We start from the raw sequence: 17870 nt of genomic DNA, 5'->3' as shown, positions 1-17870 counted from the left end.
GGAAAAACGCCGATCCTTCTCTACCTGGACCTTCAGGGTTAAGACGTGGCCGCCCGATGGGGCGTCGTGACGGCCACTGCTCTACGTTAGGAAGAGACTTGTATCGCACTCATTTGGCGTTGTTGGCGTTGCAGCCACAACAACCCGACAATGGCGATGACTACGGGCGGGAACAGCAGGCCCGACACAGTCGTCCAGCCATAAGCAGCGAGCAGTCCGCCTGAGATGAATGAGCCGACAACCATGCTCCCAAACACGACGAAATCGTTGATTGACTGGATCCGCGGGCCATCTTCAGGGGCGTGGCAACTGAGAACCAGCGCGGAGGCACCAAGAAAACCAAAGTTCCATCCAACGCCAAGCAAAACCAAGGCCAGCCAAAAGTGGCTGATGCTCATCCCCGTCATGCCTACTACTGCGGCAAGCCCTGTCAGTACTAGTCCGCATTGAATAATGATTGGAGCTCCGAAGCGGCTAATCAAACGTCCTGTGAAGAAACTTGGGGCATACATCGCCACGACATGCATCTCAATCCCGAAATTTGAGTGCACGCGCTCGATGCCACACAAGTCCATAGCAAGAGGTGCAGTGGTCATCATGAAGTTCATGGTCATGTAGCTGACGACGCCACACAGCATGGCAATCAGGAACTTGGGCTGCATGACTACTGCACCGATTGGGCGGTGAACCGACGGTTGAGCGCTAGGCTTGCGGTTAGAGAACTTGACGCCCATCAGAATAATGCCTGAAACCACTGCCAGGGCGGCAGAGGCAAGGTACGTCACGGTGTAGGTGTGGGCCGACATATCCATGGTCGAGCTCACCAACTGCGGACCCAAGATCCCAGCGGCTACCCCGCCGGCGAGTACTGTCGACAGCGCTCGAGGTTTTTGAGCAGGATCCACGCACTCAGCCGCAGCAAAGCGGAACGTCAGAACCACGGCGGCGTAGGCGCCACCGAACAACATTGCGATGCAGAACAGAGTGAAGGATTGCAGCTTTAGCGCATAGGCGGCCAAGAGCCCGACAATCACTCCGCAAGTGTTACCCGTCAAGAATGCAGTTCGGCGCCCGAAACGGCGACCGATGTAGCCCATTGGCAATGTGGCAAGCGCCATGCCAATGACAAACACCGAGACTGGAAGGGTGGCGAGTGAAGCCTTAGGTGCCAGCATGTGGCCGATGATGGCGCCGGTGGCGTACACGACTGTGGAGTTGGCGCCTGCGAGTGCTTGGGCAATCGCGAGGCGCACCACGTTGGGGTTGACGCGTGATACGGACATTGTCGAGTTCCTACGGACGTCTGGAGCGTACGATGGCCATTTTTCGCTCAGGAAATTGCTTGTCGCAAAGCAGAAAACGTTTCGATTACGCGAAGAAAAAGTTGCGGAGGTTAGTGAGTGACATGGTGGCTATCCCCTCGCATGTAGGCTTGCGGACTACGTCCAAGCTCTTGCCGAAAGGCGTAGATGAAAGCTGACGTTGAGCCGTATCCTAATTCCAGTGCAGTACGAGTCACATCGAGGCCCCCGCCTAAGAGCTCGATTGACCTAAACAGGCGCAACCTTCTACGCCAGGTCCGCAGACTCATGCCTGTTTCGCTAACGAAGCGACGCGCCAAGGTGCGTTCCGACATGCCTAGCTTTTTGGCCCATGTATCCATCTCAGTCGGATCCGACGGGTCGGCATACAGTGCCTCGCACAAGTTGACCAATGCTCCCGTGCGCGGCCAGGGCAGGGCGGTGGAAACGGGCGTGGCTCGTTGGAGTTGATCAAGAATCAGTTGAGTGATTCGACCAGCATATGCTTCGTCCCTTTCTTCCTCCTCAATTCGCGCAGCCTCGATGATCAGTGCCTTAAGCAAAGGTGAGACACCAAAGAGGGTCGGATGGGAATCAGGCAAGCCAGATGGGATGCTGTCGCTGATCCACAAGCTGCGGAACTCAGCGCCGAACATCGACCCAACTACATGGTTCAGTCCTGTCGGCAGCCACGCTGCTTGTTCGGGAGAGATGACGAATGATCCAGCCGATGTATTGACGGTCAGAACACCTGAAATGGCATAGACCATCTGATGCCAATCATGCGCATGCTCAGGGAAGCTGTGCCGCGCTGGGATGGACTGCGCCCGTACTTTTAATGGAGCAGGGGGTGTCAACCCATGTGGTGCTTCAATAAGATCCCATTTCATTGTTGTTCTCGGGCAATTCGGGATGTCGACTGGTAATGAAGACAACGCCAGTTGTCATCATACCCCCGGTCCATCGTCAGAGCTTTTGAACGGCAAGACTGATACGTCGAACAGCCTCGCTCACTGTACTGCGGCTGCAGCCCAGGTTAGCGCGCATGAAGCCGTATCCCTCGAGCCCGAATTTGTCTCCGCGGTCTAGCCATACCTGAGCCTCAAGCAGCATGAACCGGTTGAGCTCTTCAGGTGACATGCCCAGCGCTGTGCAGTCCATCCACGCTAGGTAAAGCGCATCTGTGGGCAGGACCTTAATTTTTGTGGTTGCAGCATGAATCTCGGCGGCAAAGTAGCTGTGATTACCTCGGATATACTGCAGCAGCTCTTCCAGCCAAGGTTCGCCGTGGCGGTATGCTGCTTCTGTCGCAATCATGCCTAGCGAATTGACGGTCTTGTATACGTTACGGTCGTACTGGCTAGCCATTCGCTCCCGTAGGAAGGCATTGGGAATAATGACGTTGGCAATCTGCAACCCGGGCAGGTTGAAGGTTTTGCTGGGAGCAGTGCACACGATGCAGTTGTCTGCGAATTTCCCACCCAGTGAAGCGAACGGCACATGCTTTTTTTCTGTCGTGAGGATGATGTCCTGGTGAATTTCATCCGATACCACGAGCACATTGTGGCGTGCGCAGATCTCACCCATCGTCCGGAGCTCATCGGCGGACCACACGTTTCCAGTTGGGTTGTGAGGATTGCTCAGGATGAATAAGCGGGTATTCGGCCGGATGGCCTGCTCAAATTTGCCAGCGTCGAACACGTAGCGTTCGCCATCACGTTGCAGTGGTGCATACGCCAGATGCCGGCCATTGACAGTGACATCGTCGTGGAAATGGGCATAAACAGGCGTCTGAATCAGAACCGAGTCGCCTGGCGCCGTGAATGCTTGAATCGCTGTCTTGAGTGCGGTGATGACGCCTGCGGTTTGCATGAGCCATTGAGTGGATACATTCCAGTCAAAGCGCTTTCCCTGCCACTCGGCGACAGCTTGGAGGTAGCTCTTGCTCGGCCCGCCGGTGTAGCCGAATACACCGAAGTTCACGGCCTCAGTGAGCGCATCGATAACAGGTTGAGGAGCTTTGAAATCCATATCTGCCACCCACATGGGCAATGGCGCTGCGGCATGGAAATCTTCGCTGAGAAAACGATCATGATTCCACTTCATCGAGTGGGACTGAGTTCTGTCAATGACAGTGTCGAAGCGGGATTGGCCCTCTGCTGGGCCGCGCAGGGAAGCACCGGTACCGCTGGTGGCGGCTGCAGTTAACTCGATCATCTTGCATCATCCGTTCTGAGAAAGCCCGATACAAAGAATCACGACGTCAAAAAAGGTGTCTGAAGTCGTGAGCCTCGATCCTCGCTGCTGGCAGCATGGTCCGAAGAGATGCAGACCCTGTGAGGCGCAGTGAGGTCTAAAAGCGCACAGCACCAGGCAGTGATGCCAAGTGCTGCGTCTTCATTTAAACGGTTTTACTAGCGTCTGGCTTTCGATCAAAAGCCAAAGCATGTAGAGCAGCGGTCAGCTTGTTGGTGCTGCTCTGTGTCATGAGTCACTGCACGCCGCGTGACAAGACGGCGCCCTCATGTCGATCGAAGTCAGCAGTCTCTAGCATGTCTGCTGGGAGGCTTTGGCGAACTTTCGCTACATCCCCGGGCTTCACCGCTATGCCGTGGTTTCCCCAACCTTTTTGAATGAAGGTAGCCACAGCTGCAACTTCCTCGTCGTTCAGGCGCCAGCCAAAGCCAGGCATGGTGTAGGAGGTTGGGGCTGTCTGAGTGCCTGGTAGCGTGTATCCGCCGAGGATGATGCGAACAGTCGACGTCGCATCTTGAGTGTTAACCACGCCATTTTGACCCAGCGCCGGGAATGTTTGCGCATAGCCTTTACCATCGCTGCGATGACAGGCCATGCAGTTATCGGCATACACCCGAGCGCCAAGGTTGTCGGCGACCTGTAAATTGTGAAGCGTGTTGCTGGTCGGTTCGGATACAACCTGCTTGGCTTGTTCAGCTGAGGCGCCGGAGGGACGGCTCGGAGGCAGTTGCTTCAAGTAACGGGCGATGGCTGTCAGGTCATCGTCTGAAAGATGCTGCAGACTGTGCTCGACTACCTCGCTCATACCTCCAAATGCTGCGCTGAAGTCGTTCCGGCCAGTGCGGAAAAACTGCACTAGATCCGCTTCACTCCAGCGTCCCAGGCCATCATCGTTGTCGCCGCGGAGATTTTTCGCCACCCATCCTTCGAGCGGTGCTCCGCCTGCAAGGTAATGCAGGCTTTCGTCATCATCTAGCGCCTTTTCTTGCATGGTAATGGCCCGGGGCGTGTGGCAAGTGCCACAGTGGCCAAGCCCCTCAACAAGATAAGCGCCGCGTGCTGTCACTGGGTCCGTGGATACCTTCGCAGTTGTCGGAACAACGGCTGGGGCGAACATCCAACGCCAAGCTGCTAATGGCCAACGCATGGACAGCGGCCAGGGAATATCGCTTGGATGGTTCGGTTGCTGGACGGCAGGTACGCCTTTCATGAAATACGCATATAGCGCTTGCATGTCCTCGTCGGTGATCCGCGCATACGATGGATAGGGCATTGCGGGATACAACGAGTCGCCATTCGCCGCGATGCCATGGCGCACAGCTTGATCAAATTGTTCAAAGCTGTACCGGCCAATACCGGTATCAGGATCGGGTGTGATGTTGGTTGTGTAGATGATGCCGATTGGTGTTTCCATCGGCAGCCCTCCAGCGAAGGATTGGCCATGCTTCGCGGTGTGGCACGCCACGCAGTCACCTGCCCGGGCAACATATTCACCTTTCTTGACCAGTGAGGCTTCAGGCGTCTCCGCAGCAAAGAGGGCAGGGGCGGCGACGGTCAGGGTAAGCAGAGCGATAACGGACGTTTTCATCAGCGCGCTCCTCATGCCTGAACCATCGGGCCGGGGTTCTTCAGATACTGGCTACGAATGTTTGCCACCGACCAATAGGTCAGTCCCGCAACCAAGCCTGTCGGGTTGTAGCCGATGTTTTGCGGGAAAGCGCTCGCACCGGTGACGAATACGTTATGAACGTCCCACGATTGAAGGTAACGGTTCACCACGCTGGTCTTCGGGTTTTCCCCCATGATTGCGCCACCAGTGGTGTGAGTGCTCTGGTAGGCGCGGGTATCGAAGTGTGTCCCAGCTTGCCGTAGGTTGACCTCGACTTTGCCTCCCATCGCCTTTCCGATTTCTTCAACTTTTCCAATGACGTGCTTCATCATGGCGAACTCATTGGCGTGCCAGTCAAAGGTCACACGAAGTAAGGGTTGGCCGTTCGCATCTTTGTAGGTCGGATCAAGGCTCAAGTAGCTGTCGCGGTACGACATTACGGAGCCTTGAGCACCGATACCCATGATGCGCTGGTAGCCATCCTGGACTGCAGCCTTCCAACCTTGTCCCCATTGAGGACTGCCTTTTTCTGTTGGGGACTGTTGGATAGGGCGACCGCCGGTCCGCACATGGCGCACAGCCGCGCCGCCGATGAAACCGAGAGGGCCGTGATCGAAGTTATCGCCATTGAAGTCTTCGATCCCGCTGCCTGACGCGCCTGCACCTACGAATGGGTTGAGCTGTGTACCTTTCGGCAGGACTACGTTTACGCCGCTGTTGAGTTGGTAGGCGTAGTTTTTGCCTACTACTCCTTCACCGCTGACAGGGTCATATGGTTTTCCTATGCCTGAAAGCAGCAGGAGGCGCACGTTGTGTAGCTGGAACGCGCAGAGAATGACCATGCGCGCCGGCTGCACGATTTCCTGCCCTTGCGCGTCAACATAGGTAACCCCAGTCGCCAGCTTCCCAGACGAGTCAAGGTTTACCTTCAGGACTTGAGCGCGAGTCTTCAGTGTGAAATTCCGCTGTTGCTTCAGCGCCGGAAGGATGGAAGTTTGCGGGGATGCCTTGGAATACATGTAACAGGCGTATCCCTCACAGAATCCGCAAAAGTTGCATGGGCCGAGCCGCACGCCATAAGGGTTGGTGTACGGTTGTGAGGCATTGGCTGCGGGAACGGGGAACGGTTGATAGCCCAAGGATTGGGCCGCCTTGTTGAACAGCGTAGCGCCATACACGTCTTTGAGCGGTGGCAGCGGGTATTCCTTGGAGCGAGGCGGCTCGTATGGGTTTCCCCCTTGTTGACGTATGCCTTTGATGTTGCCGGCCTTGCCCGACACAGCTGCAACCTCTTCCCAGCGGGTAAAGTGCGGTTCCAGCTCTTCGTAGCTTACCCCGTGGTCCTGAATGGTCATCCCCTCAGGGATGAAGCGCTTGCCATACCGTTCCTCATAGTGGCTACGCATTTTAAGATCAGCGACCTGGGCCCGATACGATAATCCGTTCCAGTGGAAGCCAGCTCCACCGACGCCTGTACCTAACAAGACAGCGCCGTGTTGGCGATATGGCACTGCTACACCACTGACGCTATGGCGGATGGTGAAGGTTTCTTGAGACAGGTCCTGGAACAGCTTTCCGCGAACGCTGTAAGCCAACTCGTCAATAGCGTTCGGGTAATTGCCGGTTGTGGGCGTGTCCTGCATCTCACCACGTTCCAGAGCGAGGATCTCTAGGCCTTCATCCGCCAGCTCTTTGGCCATGATCGCGCCTGTCCAACCGAAGCCGACAATTACTACATCTACAGGTTTATGTGTGACGGACATGGGTTAGCCTCGCTCGCCGTTAATAGATACTGGGCCCAGCGGGTAACGCTGATTGGGGTGATCGATCCAATCCATGTAGTCGGCACGAGCGCCGGGGAAGCCGATCATCTTCCAGCCGGTCATATGGCGGTTGCCCCCGTAGATCGGGTCAGCGAAGTAGCCTTCCTTGCTGTTTTTCAGCAAATAAGCAAAGAAAAGCGGGGACTTCAGTTCCGCGATGGGCACTTCACCGGCCTCCAGCTTACGAAGTACCGCGACCTGTTCGGATGCTGACAGCTGAGAGAAGGTCCGACTGTAGGTTTTCTTGCACCAGGCATCACAACCTTTGATCCCGAAGCGATAGATATCCCGCGGCGTGTGTTTCTGCTGGTAGCCCAGTTCTGGAGCTTGATCGGTGATGAAAGGGCCTTGCATGTACCACAGGCCTCCATGGCCATAGCGGGTATCCATCTGTCGATCGATGAACTCGGGAATGCCGCAATCGTTGGCCCCGGGTCCCAGGTCGTCAGCTGGGATCAGTTGCTCCGTTGCAGCACAAAGGAATGCCCATTCGTCTGAAGAGAAAAAGCGGGGTTGATAGGTCTTGCCTGAACGGGCAGGAGCTAGATGATCATTATTGTTGGAGGACGTGGGTGTCGCGGCTTCAACGCTCAAACCTTGGCTTGCAAGTCCCACAACTGGGATCAATGTTAGTCCGGCTTGTAAAAAGCGTCGACGGGAGGCGTTCTCAGTCATGCACGGTTACCTGAGTTTTCTGGTTATTTTGAAATGGCGCAGGGGCAAGGTTCAGCAGCATTCAGCAGCATTCAGCAGCATTCAGCACATGGCAGTGGTGACCCTTCAAGGCTTGCACATTGTGCGTAAAGATAAAATTTGGGGACACGAAGATATTATTTCCCTATGACAAAGATTTTCTTCTTTGTCAGACGCTTATCACCCGAGTTATCAGTGGATGGCGGGCATTCAATAAGGGCTATTTCTTCATGGCAGACCGCCTTAAAGGGGCCTCCTTATAAGTTTTAGTTTGTGCACTTCAGAAGGTTTAATCACTTTCAGCAGCGTTGGCATGCAGTGAGAAGGGGATGGCTGCTGTTCGATGCAGAATGGCAAGTAGTCGAAATTCAGTCAGGACTTCCGTGCGATAGCATCGAAAGAGGCCCGATTCGAAAAGGGCTCCGTTTATCTCAGCAAGGAGTCACCGTAATGAAAATAACTAAAGTAGAAACCTTGGAAGCGGATCTCTCGGGGCAGGATGGCATCCAGGTTTGGCGGCCGATCCTAGTTCGGGTCTATACCGACGAAGGCATCACGGGTATGGGTGAAGCGGGCCTGGCTTATGGGGCGGGTTCGGAAGCGGTTGCTCCGATGATTCGAGTGCTGGCGGAACGCTTTCTCCTTGGAAACGATCCTCACGATACTGAAACCATTTGGGAGCAGATGCTGAGGCGCTCGTTCTGGGCGCTCGGTGGGGGACCGGTTGTATTTGGTGCGATGAGTGCCCTCGATGCTGCTTTGTGGGACATCAAGGGTAAAGCGGCAGGGCTACCCGTTCACCGGCTCCTGGGCGCTAAGACGCCTGAGCAACCACTGCGCTGCTACGCCAGCCAGATGCATTTCGGATGGGGGCCGGTTCACGCCATGCACGATGCTCCTGAGCTCTATCTCGAAACCGCGCAAATGGCTCGAGAGCAAGGTTATGACTGCGTGAAGGTCTGTCCGGTCTATGTAGCTCCGGGCGGACAGCGTTCAATCAACCATGGCATTTTCACGCCAGCGGAGCGCAAGCTTGCGCGAGCGCGTATGGAGGCTATTCGTGAGGGGATTGGCGCCGATGCCGATATCATACTCGAGCTGAATGGCATTACTTCTGCACCAGGCGCCCTGCAGCTGGCGAACCTTTTCGAGGACTTGGACATTCTCTTCATCGAAGAAGCGACCCATTACAACAGTCCTGAAGCTCACATCAAGGTGTCGCAACGATCACCAATTCCCATGGCGACTGGAGAGCGGCTATACACTCGGTGGGGGTATCTGCCCTACCTACAAGCCGGTGCAATTGACATGATCCAGCCTGATATCGGGCTCGTTGGGGGCATCTCTGAAGGTATCAAGATTGCGCACCTGGCACATGCCTATGATGTGGGCGTTCAAGCGCACATCTGCGCTTCACCGCTGGCCACGGCGATTGCTCTTCAGTTCGAAGCTGCAATCCCCAATTTTGTGATTCACGAGCACCATACCTATAACCTAAAGGCATGTAACCGAAATCTTTTCGAGGAGGATCTGCAGCCGGTTAAAGGCAAGTTCTCGATTCCTACAGCTCCGGGCTTTGGTATGACCCTTAATAAAGATGCTGAGGCGCGTATGCAGAAGGCATCGGTCAGTTTGAAATGAATTAATACAGCTGTCGGGCTAAGCTTGTCACAGCTGGTGGTGGTGAATAAAATCCAGGCCGAAGTGCCTGGTTTTTATTCACCATTGTGTAATTTGCATATGCATTTATCGGGCATAAAAAAACCTTGATCGTAGACCAAGGTCTTTCGCAGCGAAAAAATTACTTGTCGAATGCGTCAACTGCGTCAAGGACGCGAGCGGTGTAAACAAACGCTGCGCCAGCGTTCAAGGCGATCGCGGTGCTCAATGCTTCTGCGATTTCTTCGCGGGTAGCACCATGTTTCAGAGCAGCTTGAACATGAGAGCCGATGCAACCATCGCAACGAGTGGTTACTGCGACGCTCAGGGCAATCAGTTCGTGCATTTTAGGAGACAGGTGCTTCTGAGGAGCACTGCCAAGTGCACGGAATCCACTCATGGCCTCAGGTGCAAGGGCGCCGAACTCACCAGCACGAGCGCGAACGCTCTTCGAATATTCATTCCAGTCCAGCATGATACAACTCTCCTTCTTTGAGAAGTTACCGGCGTAAAGTCACCGGTGTGTGATTGCAATGAGATCGATATGCAGTACTTTTTAATTGAAGCGATGCTTTTGTATAGCTACTCCATCATGGAGTCGCAAGGTTGAATAGCGCTCGATGAGCGTGTAATCAAATATACTAGTGCGTCGCTGAGCTAATTAAATTACGTTTTGGAGGGGGCGTCTCTAGACTATGGGTCAAAAGATGTCGATTAACAGACATTTCACGCTTGACGCCATTTGCGTGCGCATTCTGGTTTGTACTGGCCCAATCAGCAGGTGAGTGTCAAGGGCATCATCGCGATGCGTTCATTGTGGCCGTCGCTGCTGGGATGCGTTTGCGCAGGTATACGTTGATATACCAGGCAGGCCGAAGCGCCATGAATGCTCATGGCGCTTGAATTCAGACTCTTCGGAACTGAGAGTCGTATCAGACAATTTCCAAAGTCGAGTTCATTCGAATAGCTTTGGAAAAATTGGCTAGGTTAGGAGAAGTTTTTGTCACAGCCTGATGCAGTTGCATCACGCGTTCATGGGTAGCGTCGGTGCTGATACGGACCACGTATCGAACATTGTCATAACCGGCGTTGATGCTCTCGTCCAGCCCGAGGAACCCACGAAGATCAAGCTTGCCGTCGGTTTCGATTTCCAGGCTGTGGACAGTGATTCCCATTGCTGCGGCATTCGCTACGTACCCTACGCTCAGACATGCATTGAGCGCTGCCATGAGAAGCTCCTGCGGATTCGGCGCTGTGTCGGCTCCAAGCAGTTGAGGCGGTTCGTCTGCAACGATCTCGAATTTTCGCTGATGGGTCTCGTCGCCCAAGGTAAAGTGATTGACCTGACCTACGGTCCGGGTCTGCCCCTGCCATTGGGTTTTCACATTGAAGTGAACCTGGCCAGTTGCCGGGTTGTTGGCAACCGACTCAGAAAAATGCTTCAGGGCACTGACATCAATGCCGTTCAGTTGGGTATTCATTGCACGCTCCATTGAGGGACCTTCAGGTGACTGCACATCGCGTAGCAAGCACCGGTGAAGCATGTTGAAGCGAGCGTGAGTCTCCGACAAATCAGCATAACTTTCTGTGCGCGACAGAAAATCTTTGCATTCGAAGTGCATGTGCGCATCTCAGACGCCGCTATGGGCTTACTGATTACGCCGGCTGAAATCGTCCTATGGGCACGGGTTCATGCTCGTGCTCATCCCGATCGAGGCACACTGACACGCATTGGTAGCAAGCGAGCCTAGATAGAGATTTGGCTTGAGGATGCTCAATTGTAGGAAGGCTCTCCCTGCGGATGGCATTGCTGTATGGTTGGCCGAATGCGTGAGCGCAAATTAGCTTGCCAGTCGGCCAACATACTCTTGGGAACTCACTCGTGTAATTTAAGAAGCTTGTGTCGCCTCATGTCGAAATATTGAGGGCTCGACTTGGGCGTGGGAGGGAAGGGCAACACCCCAGGGATAGGCCGGACTGGATGACCGTTCGTATTGATAAACAATTGCCGAAGGTAGCAGCCGGCGATCATAGATACGCCCAAGATTGAATACCACGCTGTTTGGCGCGGCGATGATGAGATGAATTGTCTTAGCCCCTTTAGCTGACAGTTCCTTGAGGACTTGCAGGAACTGTTCTGCCAAAGCGCCTTGCTTTTCAAGGGACCAGTGGGCGTTGGACGAAAGATCGTTCATTTTCATGTGCAAAACGGGCAACCCTGGAAAGGTGGTTGCGATGCCGGCCTCGTCCACTGGATAGGAAATCGAAAGCGCCAGGACAACTTCTTCTACCTTGCCGGCGATTGTAGATACGGTTTGAAGTCGCTGATTGTCGTCCACACCGTTCTGAATCAAGCGCCATTGTCCGGCTCCCAGACGGTCCCAATCGAAAACCCTAATTTTGCCTCCCCCGTCATCAATCAGGCAGCCCGTCAAAAACGTGAATGGGACGGCCATGAGTCCGCCATAGACGATCTCAATATCGTTTTGGTTCTGCCCATCAAGGCGTCGGACCAGATCGCCTCTGCCGTCTATCACCTTTTTCAGGGCGGCCTCTGGGTTGGTAATGCGACCCTCGGTAATTCCTTCGCGAATGTCGACAAGGATGGTGTCGACGTTGCCTCCGATGGTGTCCCTTACTGCGGAGTCCAAAGGGCTATCAATTTTGAAGAGTCCTTTCTGCTCGAGGATGATGACGCGTTGTCGAGCTAACTGCTTACGGTCCTGCAGGTTGAGGAAAATCCCTGCCAAAATCATCAGTACGCCAATGCCAAAGGCAGTCAGGCTGATCCAGGTAGCAGGTCCTCCTGACGTGTCTAAGCTGGCTTGTAGCTGGGTAGAGTCGCTTTTATACGCAATCTGTCCGGCTATTCCGCCGGCTAGCGAGAGCCCTATCACCACGGCGCCGTTGCGGATCAGTGTTACGCCTAGATTTTTGGGGCGGACAAACCAGTCGACTAGCTTTCTTCCCCAGTTCAGCAATTCTTCCTTAAGCATAAGTACATCCTTACGTCTGATGGGATACTGCAGTCGCACGACTGACTACAGGTGATTAGTTGATCGAGAGTAAATACAGTGAGCCAATAAAAATTTAACATCCCAACGGCTCGGAAAATCTGTAAGCGCTGGCAGCGCATAATATCAAACTGTCCTCATAGTTACGATGTTTTGCAAGCCTTGGACACGGCTTGTTTCCGTCGGTCGTAAATGGGGACTGCGTCGGCTTGACATGCTAAGCAAGCTAATGATTGAATGTTTTCACTTACTCACTAAAGGTTTTTCCCATGTCTAAACTCGCTGAATTTCGCGCTCTTGAGCAGAAGCTTGCGGCACAGCTGGCCGAGCTGGAAAGCTTGAAAAATGACAACGCGTTGAAACAAGAGATTGAGTTCGAAGGAAAGCTGCGTACTTTGTTGGGAGAGTACGGTTATAGCTTGCGCGACGTGATTCAGATTTTGGACCCGAGCGCTCGCGCAGAAGTAGCCGTCTTGCCGGCCAAAAATGCTCGGAAACCTCGCCAGGTGAAGGTCTTCAAAAACCCCCATACGGGAGAAGTGGTTGAAACCAAGGGCGGGAACCACCGTACATTGAAAGAATGGAAAGCTCAGTACGGCGCCGGCACGGTAGACTCCTGGCTTTCCTGAGTCCCCCACTGATGCTGTTTTCAGCAGAGGGGCCGGATGGGCAGCGGCCCCTGTACACTTCGAGGTTTGAGTGCTGATGCGTTGGTAGAGTCAGGCGCTGAGCAGGACAGGTGTTGTAGGATTTCTAAGGCGTGGCGGGGTTTGGAGTGACGATGAATACCCGATTCAGAGTAACCATTGAAGACTGGGATGGAGACGGAGCAGTCCGTATACCTGATCAAGCCTTGCAAGAGCTTGGCGTTGACGTTGGGGACTCCCTCTATCTGATTGAAGAATTCGTCGGCACCAGTCGCTGTTTGGTCCTGTCGAAGACGCCAAAAATTCCTGATCGGGTGGACGAGCTGTTTGGCGCTTAAATAAATATTGCCATATTTCTGAACGCTCGAATGCTAGCCATTTTTTCTAGTAGGATAGTGAACTGGGCCGCACAGATCGTTAGATTTCTATCCAGGGGGTAGGGGAATGAGTAGTGAAGAACTTTATATTTCTGTAGATATCGAGGCTTCAGGACCAATCCCTGGAGAGTACAGCATGCTTTCCCTTGGGGCGTGTGTTGTCGGGCAGCCAGATCAGGCTATCTACCTGGAGCTAAAGCCAGAAAGCCCAAGACATGATCCTGAAGCGTTGGCTGTAACGGGATTCGATCTGAAGGAGTTGGCAGTTACAGGAACTGCCCCTGCGAAGGCGATGCAGGCGCTTGCAGAATGGTTGGCCGATGTCAGCTCGCCCGACCAAAGAGCGGTATTTGTCGGTCTGAATGCTCCCTTTGATTGGTCGTTTGTCAATTATTACTTTCATAAGTATGTGGGTGAGAACCCCTTCGGGTTTGCGGCGCTTGATATCAAGGCGTATTACATGGGGGCTTTCAATCTCGATTGGAAGCAGACCAAGTCATCACACATGAGTGCAAATTTACTACCGCAGACATCTGCCACACATAACGCGCTAGATGATGCACGCTACCAGGCAGAGCTTTTCCAACTGATGCTGCAGCGCAGGGCTACGCTGGTCTGATCAGTTAGCTAGGGCGGCTTCCACGCACTTTCCATCACGGAATAACCACGCCTTGATGCCGTCGGGGTTGGGGGACAGGCCCACAATCACTGCGATCGGGTGGGGTAGTTCCTGCGCGTAGCGTGCTGCGAATCGAGAGAAGCTTGCTATGTCCGTCGGTGAAATAGCCGGGACGGTTTGTGGGTGAGTATGCCAATACCCCACAAGCCGGAGCCCTTGTGAGTTGGCCAATTCAATTTCTTTCCGGCAACGGTTAGCGTCGAGTTCCAGCCAGGTCCATCCCGCGCGGTCTGTTGCATGTGGCGGTGTGGCGAGGCTCATCGTCAAACCCTCGGGGTTGGCTAGGTCGATAAACAGTTGGCCACCTTGTTCGGTCCTCCACGTCCGTTGCCTGTACTGATCGAGTACATCGGCAACAGCATGCGAAACACGCAAGCGAACATCAATGCCAGGCCATTGCCATGTCCACGCTATCGCACTCACTCCTTACCACTCTCCGCATTTGGCCATTCGCGTTCTAGCACGATGTGTTGGACGCCATCAGCCAAGGTTGGCCCACTGTAAGTGCCCCCATGCTCAGGAATGTCTTGAGGCCGATAAATACTTGTGGTCCACACAGGCATGTCGATCTGCCCAGTCAGCGCCCTCAATGCTACCTGCGTAACCAGAGATGCCACGTTGGCCATACCTGAAGCGTTTCCAGGGATGAAGGTTTGGCCACACGCCGGCAGTGAAACCACTCCGCCACCGTTCGGCCACTCGGTGTACTTGAAGTTGAAATTCCCAGCGTCATCGAACAAGGACCGTCCATCATGCTCACCTTTGGGTGCCAAGAGCGCATGACCAACAAATGAGTGGGGCTCGCTCCACGCTTGCAGGAGACTCCAGCCTGCAGCTTGCGCCTTGCGGAACCAGAGTGCTACTTCCGATGACCAGTCTGCGGTGGTGACGATTACCATGTCTGCGTTTTCGAAAATCTCCGGCATCCTGAGCAGCATGAGTTCAGCGAAATCCATGAAGGCCGTGACCTTAACGGTAGGTAGATCATGCGTAATTTTCTGGGCGAGAGCAGCCGCTTTTGACTGAGCGAGATCGTCTGTGCCCAGTACGTGGCGCCCTAGATTCGCCGACTCTAGGATGTCAGGGTCAATGAGTACGAGCTCTCCTACCCCCGAGCGGGCGAGTTGTAAAGCAACAGTACTCCCTAGAGAGCCGACGCCGACCATCACGACCTTGGACTTTTCCAAGCTCTTCGCAGTACCGCTGAGGTCACGGGAAAGGATCTCGTTCCGATCCAACACATTGAGGAAGGCCCCTCTCACCAGAACAGGCGAGTGGGATGGCTGGTTCTTCCCTGACCATCGCCGAGCTGAGCGGAAACCATACCAGCGGCCATGGTCTGGCTGTTTGCTGTAAGAGCGGACATCTAGGCAGTACAGGGGCGCACCCGAGGGGCCTGGCAGTTCAATTACAAGCCACCGATTAGCCAGTGAGCCCTTACCGGAGAACCAGGCCAGGAATTTCTTGCTATCGTCTGGGCTAAGGTGCGGTGTCAACCATTCCAGTAAGCGATCAGGTTCTGGGAATCGGATATCGGGATAGGTCAGCAACTTCAGATAGAAGCCCGCGACCGCCGGCGCTTGGATTTTCGCGCTTAACTCAAGCGTCCGTTTGCTATGCGTTCTGAGTAATTGCACATCTGGTGCAAGCCAGGCGGTACGGGTGCGTCGGGCTGGACGGGGGTCGCTAGTTGCAAACAGTACTGATGCCGCCTTAGGCCTCTCCAACAGCAAGACATCTTGAGGAGAAACATCAAGCTGCATGTTCCAATACGAGGTAAATTCGTTTTGGAACTCGGCATCACGCAATGCGGGATCTGCATCTGTTCGAACAAACTCAAGAATTGCCCCAAGCCGGACGAGGCAGTCCTGTACCACTGTTTCTGGATCTCCTGTAATTGGCCGCTCTCGGAAACCGTGCAGACAGAGCCCTGATTTCGTGGCATGCGGCCATGCGAGCCAGGGGGACGGCTCGACTTGGATCCTCAGCGAGACTAATGGAAACTGGTTTGGAAAAGCGATGCGCAACTGCCTTTCAATGCCGGTGTAGTCGGGGGGGAGAGGCAACAGAAAGCAGGCAGCTTCGCCTTGTTTTCGATCGGTGGTTCTAAGAATCGAAGTCGCAACTTCCTCGCCTACAAATGCGCGAAGCGCGGCGATGCCACGCTCCACGGCCGGGGACAGATTGGGCTTAACCGAGGCGTTCAACTGGCTTCACATTCGTTTGTGGAGTGGCGTGGCTTGAGCTGCCAAAGATTGCAGTGGCGGCTAGAATATTTTTGGTGGTGCCAACTTTTCGACCAGCCATCGTCCAATGCCCAGGTATTTCGTTATTGACTTCCGTAATCACACTTTGGCCGATCCCAAAGCTTCGCTTCATGACGTTGGCGAATGAATCAGCGCTGTCGTGGGGCTGCAGGCCAAGCATAAAGGCAACCAATGCACTCGCATGCCAATTGTCGAAGGCTTGGCAATATTTGCGTCCTTCCTCAGGCCTATTCCATTTCTCTGCGAAATTCTCACCGGGGTCCCGTGGATTCAGTACATAGTACTGTCCTGCAAAGACTCTGATCTCCTCCGGTATTTTTTCCACTATCTTGAGGATCGCATCGATCGGAGTCAGCGGAGTGTGATGTGACTCCTTTACCACCTTGAGATAGGCATGAGTTGCCAAGGTGGTGATCACCGCAGAGATAGGTCGGTAGTCCTCATTTCGCGTTTCGATTGCCCATTCATCACGGTGCCGTTTAAGCAGCTTGATAGTGGCTCGCAAAGGATCGAGCTTGTCGTATTCCTGATACGAGGGAAGGGGCTCTTGGGTGGCAGAGTCCATCGCCCGACTCTCATTGGCTACAAAGCTCTTGAATAACGCCAGAGAGATCTTTTGTTCTGAAGCGCTATGTAGCCAATCCGCGTAGGGGATTGGGCTGCTGGCCTTCCAGCCGGTGACACGGTCAGGTACCTCAAGTTTTCCTTGACCGTCACTCTCGTCGTTACCTTGCACCGCGCGCGCAGGGGTGACATCAATGTGAAATCCTGGATTCTCGTCAGCGTATTCGATACGAATACCCCGGCGCAACTGGACTATCTCGGATTGCACTCGGCTACCCTCGCGGAAACGCTGCTCTATAGCTGCTAGAACTGTGTCCGCATCTGCACCACCGGCATTTGGAAGCCAGACGATTGCATCAGCATCGATAGTGCCGAGATCTTTGGGAGCATCTTTGACTGGATTGATCGTAGTCCTGAGGCGCATTGAGCCCTGGGGGAAGATATGTGCCCCAGCGAGCAAAGGATTTGTAGAGGCCGAGAGAATTTTCTGCAGCTGTGAATACCTATCCTCGATCACCTCGTATTGACTCGCAGTCAAAGAGATGCTGCTTGCAGCGCGTAGCAGCAGGCGCTCCCAGCTACTGCGCCTGGTCGATTCATCTTGCGTAATCATGGTCGAGTCTCGTCAGAAGTGTGGCCCAAGGTCATAATGCATCTGAATGGCTGCACTAGCTCCATTCTTTCGCGCATACAACGCATATGCTTCCTGATGCTCCGGCGTTGCCAGAACCAATCTCGTTAGATGTGCCGGCAATGAAGGTATTAACGTTTACCAGTTGTAAGTTGTGCGCTTGTAAATCATTTGTGCGACCGCAGAGCGAAATCCCTGAGGTGCCCGCGAAAGTTGCTTGGCTAAAGTTGCCACAGGCTAAAGCTAGTGCTCCTGTGGTGTCCGCTGTCGTATTGGCGGCGATTTTTTGACATCGCTTGGCTGAATATTAAATCCTCACCGCTACACACTAGAGAGGGTCTGGATACTCT

Annotated in this window: 17 protein-coding genes; 5 read left to right on the top strand and 12 right to left on the bottom strand. The window is 54.1% G+C overall.

Annotated features, from left to right (window positions below; genetic code table 11):
* Positions 1-86: 86 nt before the first annotated feature.
* The 6 genes from ACJA3S_RS19360 to ACJA3S_RS19335 form a co-directional block, all read right to left on the bottom strand.
* Positions 87-1283: an MFS transporter gene (locus ACJA3S_RS19360; protein ID WP_406819644.1), complete on the bottom strand. Its 1197-nt coding sequence runs from the start codon at positions 1281-1283 to the stop codon at positions 87-89.
* A gap of 110 nt (positions 1284-1393) precedes the next feature.
* Entirely contained in the window at positions 1394-2191 is a 798-nt protein-coding gene (locus ACJA3S_RS19355; protein ID WP_406819643.1) for an AraC family transcriptional regulator, read from the bottom strand.
* Between the two features lie 76 nt (positions 2192-2267).
* Positions 2268-3518, bottom strand: coding sequence for a MalY/PatB family protein (locus ACJA3S_RS19350; protein ID WP_406819642.1), 1251 nt, complete (start codon positions 3516-3518; stop codon positions 2268-2270).
* 274 nt (positions 3519-3792) lie between these two features.
* Positions 3793-5145, bottom strand: coding sequence for a c-type cytochrome (locus tag ACJA3S_RS19345; protein ID WP_406819641.1), 1353 nt, complete (start codon positions 5143-5145; stop codon positions 3793-3795).
* An 11-nt stretch (positions 5146-5156) separates the two neighbouring features.
* Complete coding sequence (locus ACJA3S_RS19340) at positions 5157-6929, bottom strand: GMC family oxidoreductase (RefSeq protein ID WP_406819640.1); 1773 nt, start codon at positions 6927-6929, stop codon at positions 5157-5159.
* Between the two features lie 3 nt (positions 6930-6932).
* The gene (locus tag ACJA3S_RS19335) at positions 6933-7664 is read right to left on the bottom strand and encodes a gluconate 2-dehydrogenase subunit 3 family protein (RefSeq protein WP_406819639.1); all 732 of its coding nucleotides are present in this window, start codon (positions 7662-7664) and stop codon (positions 6933-6935) included.
* Here ACJA3S_RS19335 and ACJA3S_RS19330 point away from each other — a divergent pair.
* Together ACJA3S_RS19330 and ACJA3S_RS19325 are read left to right on the top strand one after the other, a co-directional pair.
* A complete protein-coding gene (locus tag ACJA3S_RS19330) occupies positions 7663-7833 on the top strand; it encodes a hypothetical protein (RefSeq protein WP_406819638.1) in 171 nt (56 codons plus the stop codon). The two genes, ACJA3S_RS19335 and ACJA3S_RS19330, sit on opposite strands and share 2 nt — an antisense overlap.
* Positions 7834-8132: 299 nt before the next feature.
* On the top strand, positions 8133-9323 hold the full coding sequence (locus ACJA3S_RS19325; RefSeq protein WP_406819637.1) for a mandelate racemase/muconate lactonizing enzyme family protein: 1191 nt from the start codon (positions 8133-8135) through the stop codon (positions 9321-9323).
* A gap of 160 nt (positions 9324-9483) precedes the next feature.
* Here the strand turns inward: ACJA3S_RS19325 and ACJA3S_RS19320 are convergent, their stop codons facing one another.
* The 3 genes from ACJA3S_RS19320 to ACJA3S_RS19310 form a co-directional block, all read right to left on the bottom strand.
* Positions 9484-9816, bottom strand: coding sequence for a carboxymuconolactone decarboxylase family protein (locus ACJA3S_RS19320; RefSeq protein WP_406819636.1), 333 nt, complete (start codon positions 9814-9816; stop codon positions 9484-9486).
* A gap of 457 nt (positions 9817-10273) precedes the next feature.
* Complete coding sequence (locus ACJA3S_RS19315; RefSeq protein WP_406819635.1) at positions 10274-10822, bottom strand: OsmC family protein; 549 nt, start codon at positions 10820-10822, stop codon at positions 10274-10276.
* Between the two features lie 408 nt (positions 10823-11230).
* Positions 11231-12337, bottom strand: coding sequence for an SAVED domain-containing protein (locus tag ACJA3S_RS19310; protein WP_406819634.1), 1107 nt, complete (start codon positions 12335-12337; stop codon positions 11231-11233).
* A gap of 287 nt (positions 12338-12624) precedes the next feature.
* Here ACJA3S_RS19310 and ACJA3S_RS19305 point away from each other — a divergent pair, with 287 nt between their 5' ends.
* The 3 genes from ACJA3S_RS19305 to ACJA3S_RS19295 all read left to right on the top strand — a co-directional run bounded on the left by ACJA3S_RS19305 (position 12625) and on the right by ACJA3S_RS19295 (position 13998).
* Positions 12625-12984, top strand: a complete 360-nt coding sequence (locus ACJA3S_RS19305; protein WP_406819633.1) for a histone-like nucleoid-structuring protein, MvaT/MvaU family — start codon at positions 12625-12627, stop codon at positions 12982-12984.
* A gap of 152 nt (positions 12985-13136) precedes the next feature.
* Positions 13137-13340: an AbrB/MazE/SpoVT family DNA-binding domain-containing protein gene (locus ACJA3S_RS19300; RefSeq protein WP_286110975.1), complete on the top strand. Its 204-nt coding sequence runs from the start codon at positions 13137-13139 to the stop codon at positions 13338-13340.
* Positions 13341-13446: 106 nt separating this feature from the next.
* Positions 13447-13998, top strand: a complete 552-nt coding sequence (locus ACJA3S_RS19295; protein ID WP_406819632.1) for an exonuclease domain-containing protein — start codon at positions 13447-13449, stop codon at positions 13996-13998.
* On the opposite strand, the gene ACJA3S_RS19290 is transcribed toward ACJA3S_RS19295, so the two are convergent.
* From ACJA3S_RS19290 to ACJA3S_RS19280, 3 genes are read right to left on the bottom strand one after another with little or no spacing between them, the layout of a single operon-like run.
* On the bottom strand, positions 13999-14481 hold the full coding sequence (locus tag ACJA3S_RS19290) for a Mov34/MPN/PAD-1 family protein (RefSeq protein WP_406819631.1): 483 nt from the start codon (positions 14479-14481) through the stop codon (positions 13999-14001).
* Positions 14478-16265, bottom strand: coding sequence for a ThiF family adenylyltransferase (locus ACJA3S_RS19285; RefSeq protein WP_406819630.1), 1788 nt, complete (start codon positions 16263-16265; stop codon positions 14478-14480). Before ACJA3S_RS19285 ends, ACJA3S_RS19290 begins: the two co-directional genes overlap by 4 nt.
* Positions 16249-17502, bottom strand: a complete 1254-nt coding sequence (locus ACJA3S_RS19280; protein ID WP_406819629.1) for a nucleotidyltransferase — start codon at positions 17500-17502, stop codon at positions 16249-16251. The genes ACJA3S_RS19285 and ACJA3S_RS19280 overlap by 17 nt, the downstream gene beginning before the upstream one ends.
* Between the last annotated feature and the right edge of the window lie 368 nt (positions 17503-17870).

The sequence above is a fragment of the Pseudomonas sp. KnCO4 genome, assembly GCF_045344305.1.
Classification (GTDB): Bacteria; Pseudomonadota; Gammaproteobacteria; order Pseudomonadales; family Pseudomonadaceae; genus Aquipseudomonas; species Aquipseudomonas anuradhapurensis.
Note: the sequence above shows the minus strand (reverse complement) of the source record. Positions and strands in the feature narration are given on the sequence as shown.

Bases quoted from the DNA above. Each gene is read 5' to 3' on its own strand.
- ACJA3S_RS19330 (WP_406819638.1), top strand. From the start codon at position 7,663: ATGCACGGTTACCTGAGTTTTCTGGTTATTTTGAAATGGCGCAGGGGC.
- ACJA3S_RS19305 (WP_406819633.1), top strand. From the start codon at position 12,625: ATGTCTAAACTCGCTGAATTTCGCGCTCTTGAGCAGAAGCTTGCGGCA.
- ACJA3S_RS19340 (WP_406819640.1), bottom strand. From the start codon at position 6,929: ATGTCCGTCACACATAAACCTGTAGATGTAGTAATTGTCGGCTTCGGT.
- ACJA3S_RS19355 (WP_406819643.1), bottom strand. From the start codon at position 2,191: ATGAAATGGGATCTTATTGAAGCACCACATGGGTTGACACCCCCTGCT.
- ACJA3S_RS19360 (WP_406819644.1), bottom strand. From the start codon at position 1,283: ATGTCCGTATCACGCGTCAACCCCAACGTGGTGCGCCTCGCGATTGCC.
- ACJA3S_RS19295 (WP_406819632.1), top strand. From the start codon at position 13,447: ATGAGTAGTGAAGAACTTTATATTTCTGTAGATATCGAGGCTTCAGGA.
- ACJA3S_RS19315 (WP_406819635.1), bottom strand. From the start codon at position 10,822: ATGAATACCCAACTGAACGGCATTGATGTCAGTGCCCTGAAGCATTTT.
- ACJA3S_RS19345 (WP_406819641.1), bottom strand. From the start codon at position 5,145: ATGAAAACGTCCGTTATCGCTCTGCTTACCCTGACCGTCGCCGCCCCT.
- ACJA3S_RS19280 (WP_406819629.1), bottom strand. From the start codon at position 17,502: ATGATTACGCAAGATGAATCGACCAGGCGCAGTAGCTGGGAGCGCCTG.
- ACJA3S_RS19320 (WP_406819636.1), bottom strand. From the start codon at position 9,816: ATGCTGGACTGGAATGAATATTCGAAGAGCGTTCGCGCTCGTGCTGGT.
- ACJA3S_RS19325 (WP_406819637.1), top strand. From the start codon at position 8,133: ATGAAAATAACTAAAGTAGAAACCTTGGAAGCGGATCTCTCGGGGCAG.
- ACJA3S_RS19310 (WP_406819634.1), bottom strand. From the start codon at position 12,337: ATGCTTAAGGAAGAATTGCTGAACTGGGGAAGAAAGCTAGTCGACTGG.
- ACJA3S_RS19300 (WP_286110975.1), top strand. From the start codon at position 13,137: ATGAATACCCGATTCAGAGTAACCATTGAAGACTGGGATGGAGACGGA.
- ACJA3S_RS19335 (WP_406819639.1), bottom strand. From the start codon at position 7,664: ATGACTGAGAACGCCTCCCGTCGACGCTTTTTACAAGCCGGACTAACA.
- ACJA3S_RS19350 (WP_406819642.1), bottom strand. From the start codon at position 3,518: ATGATCGAGTTAACTGCAGCCGCCACCAGCGGTACCGGTGCTTCCCTG.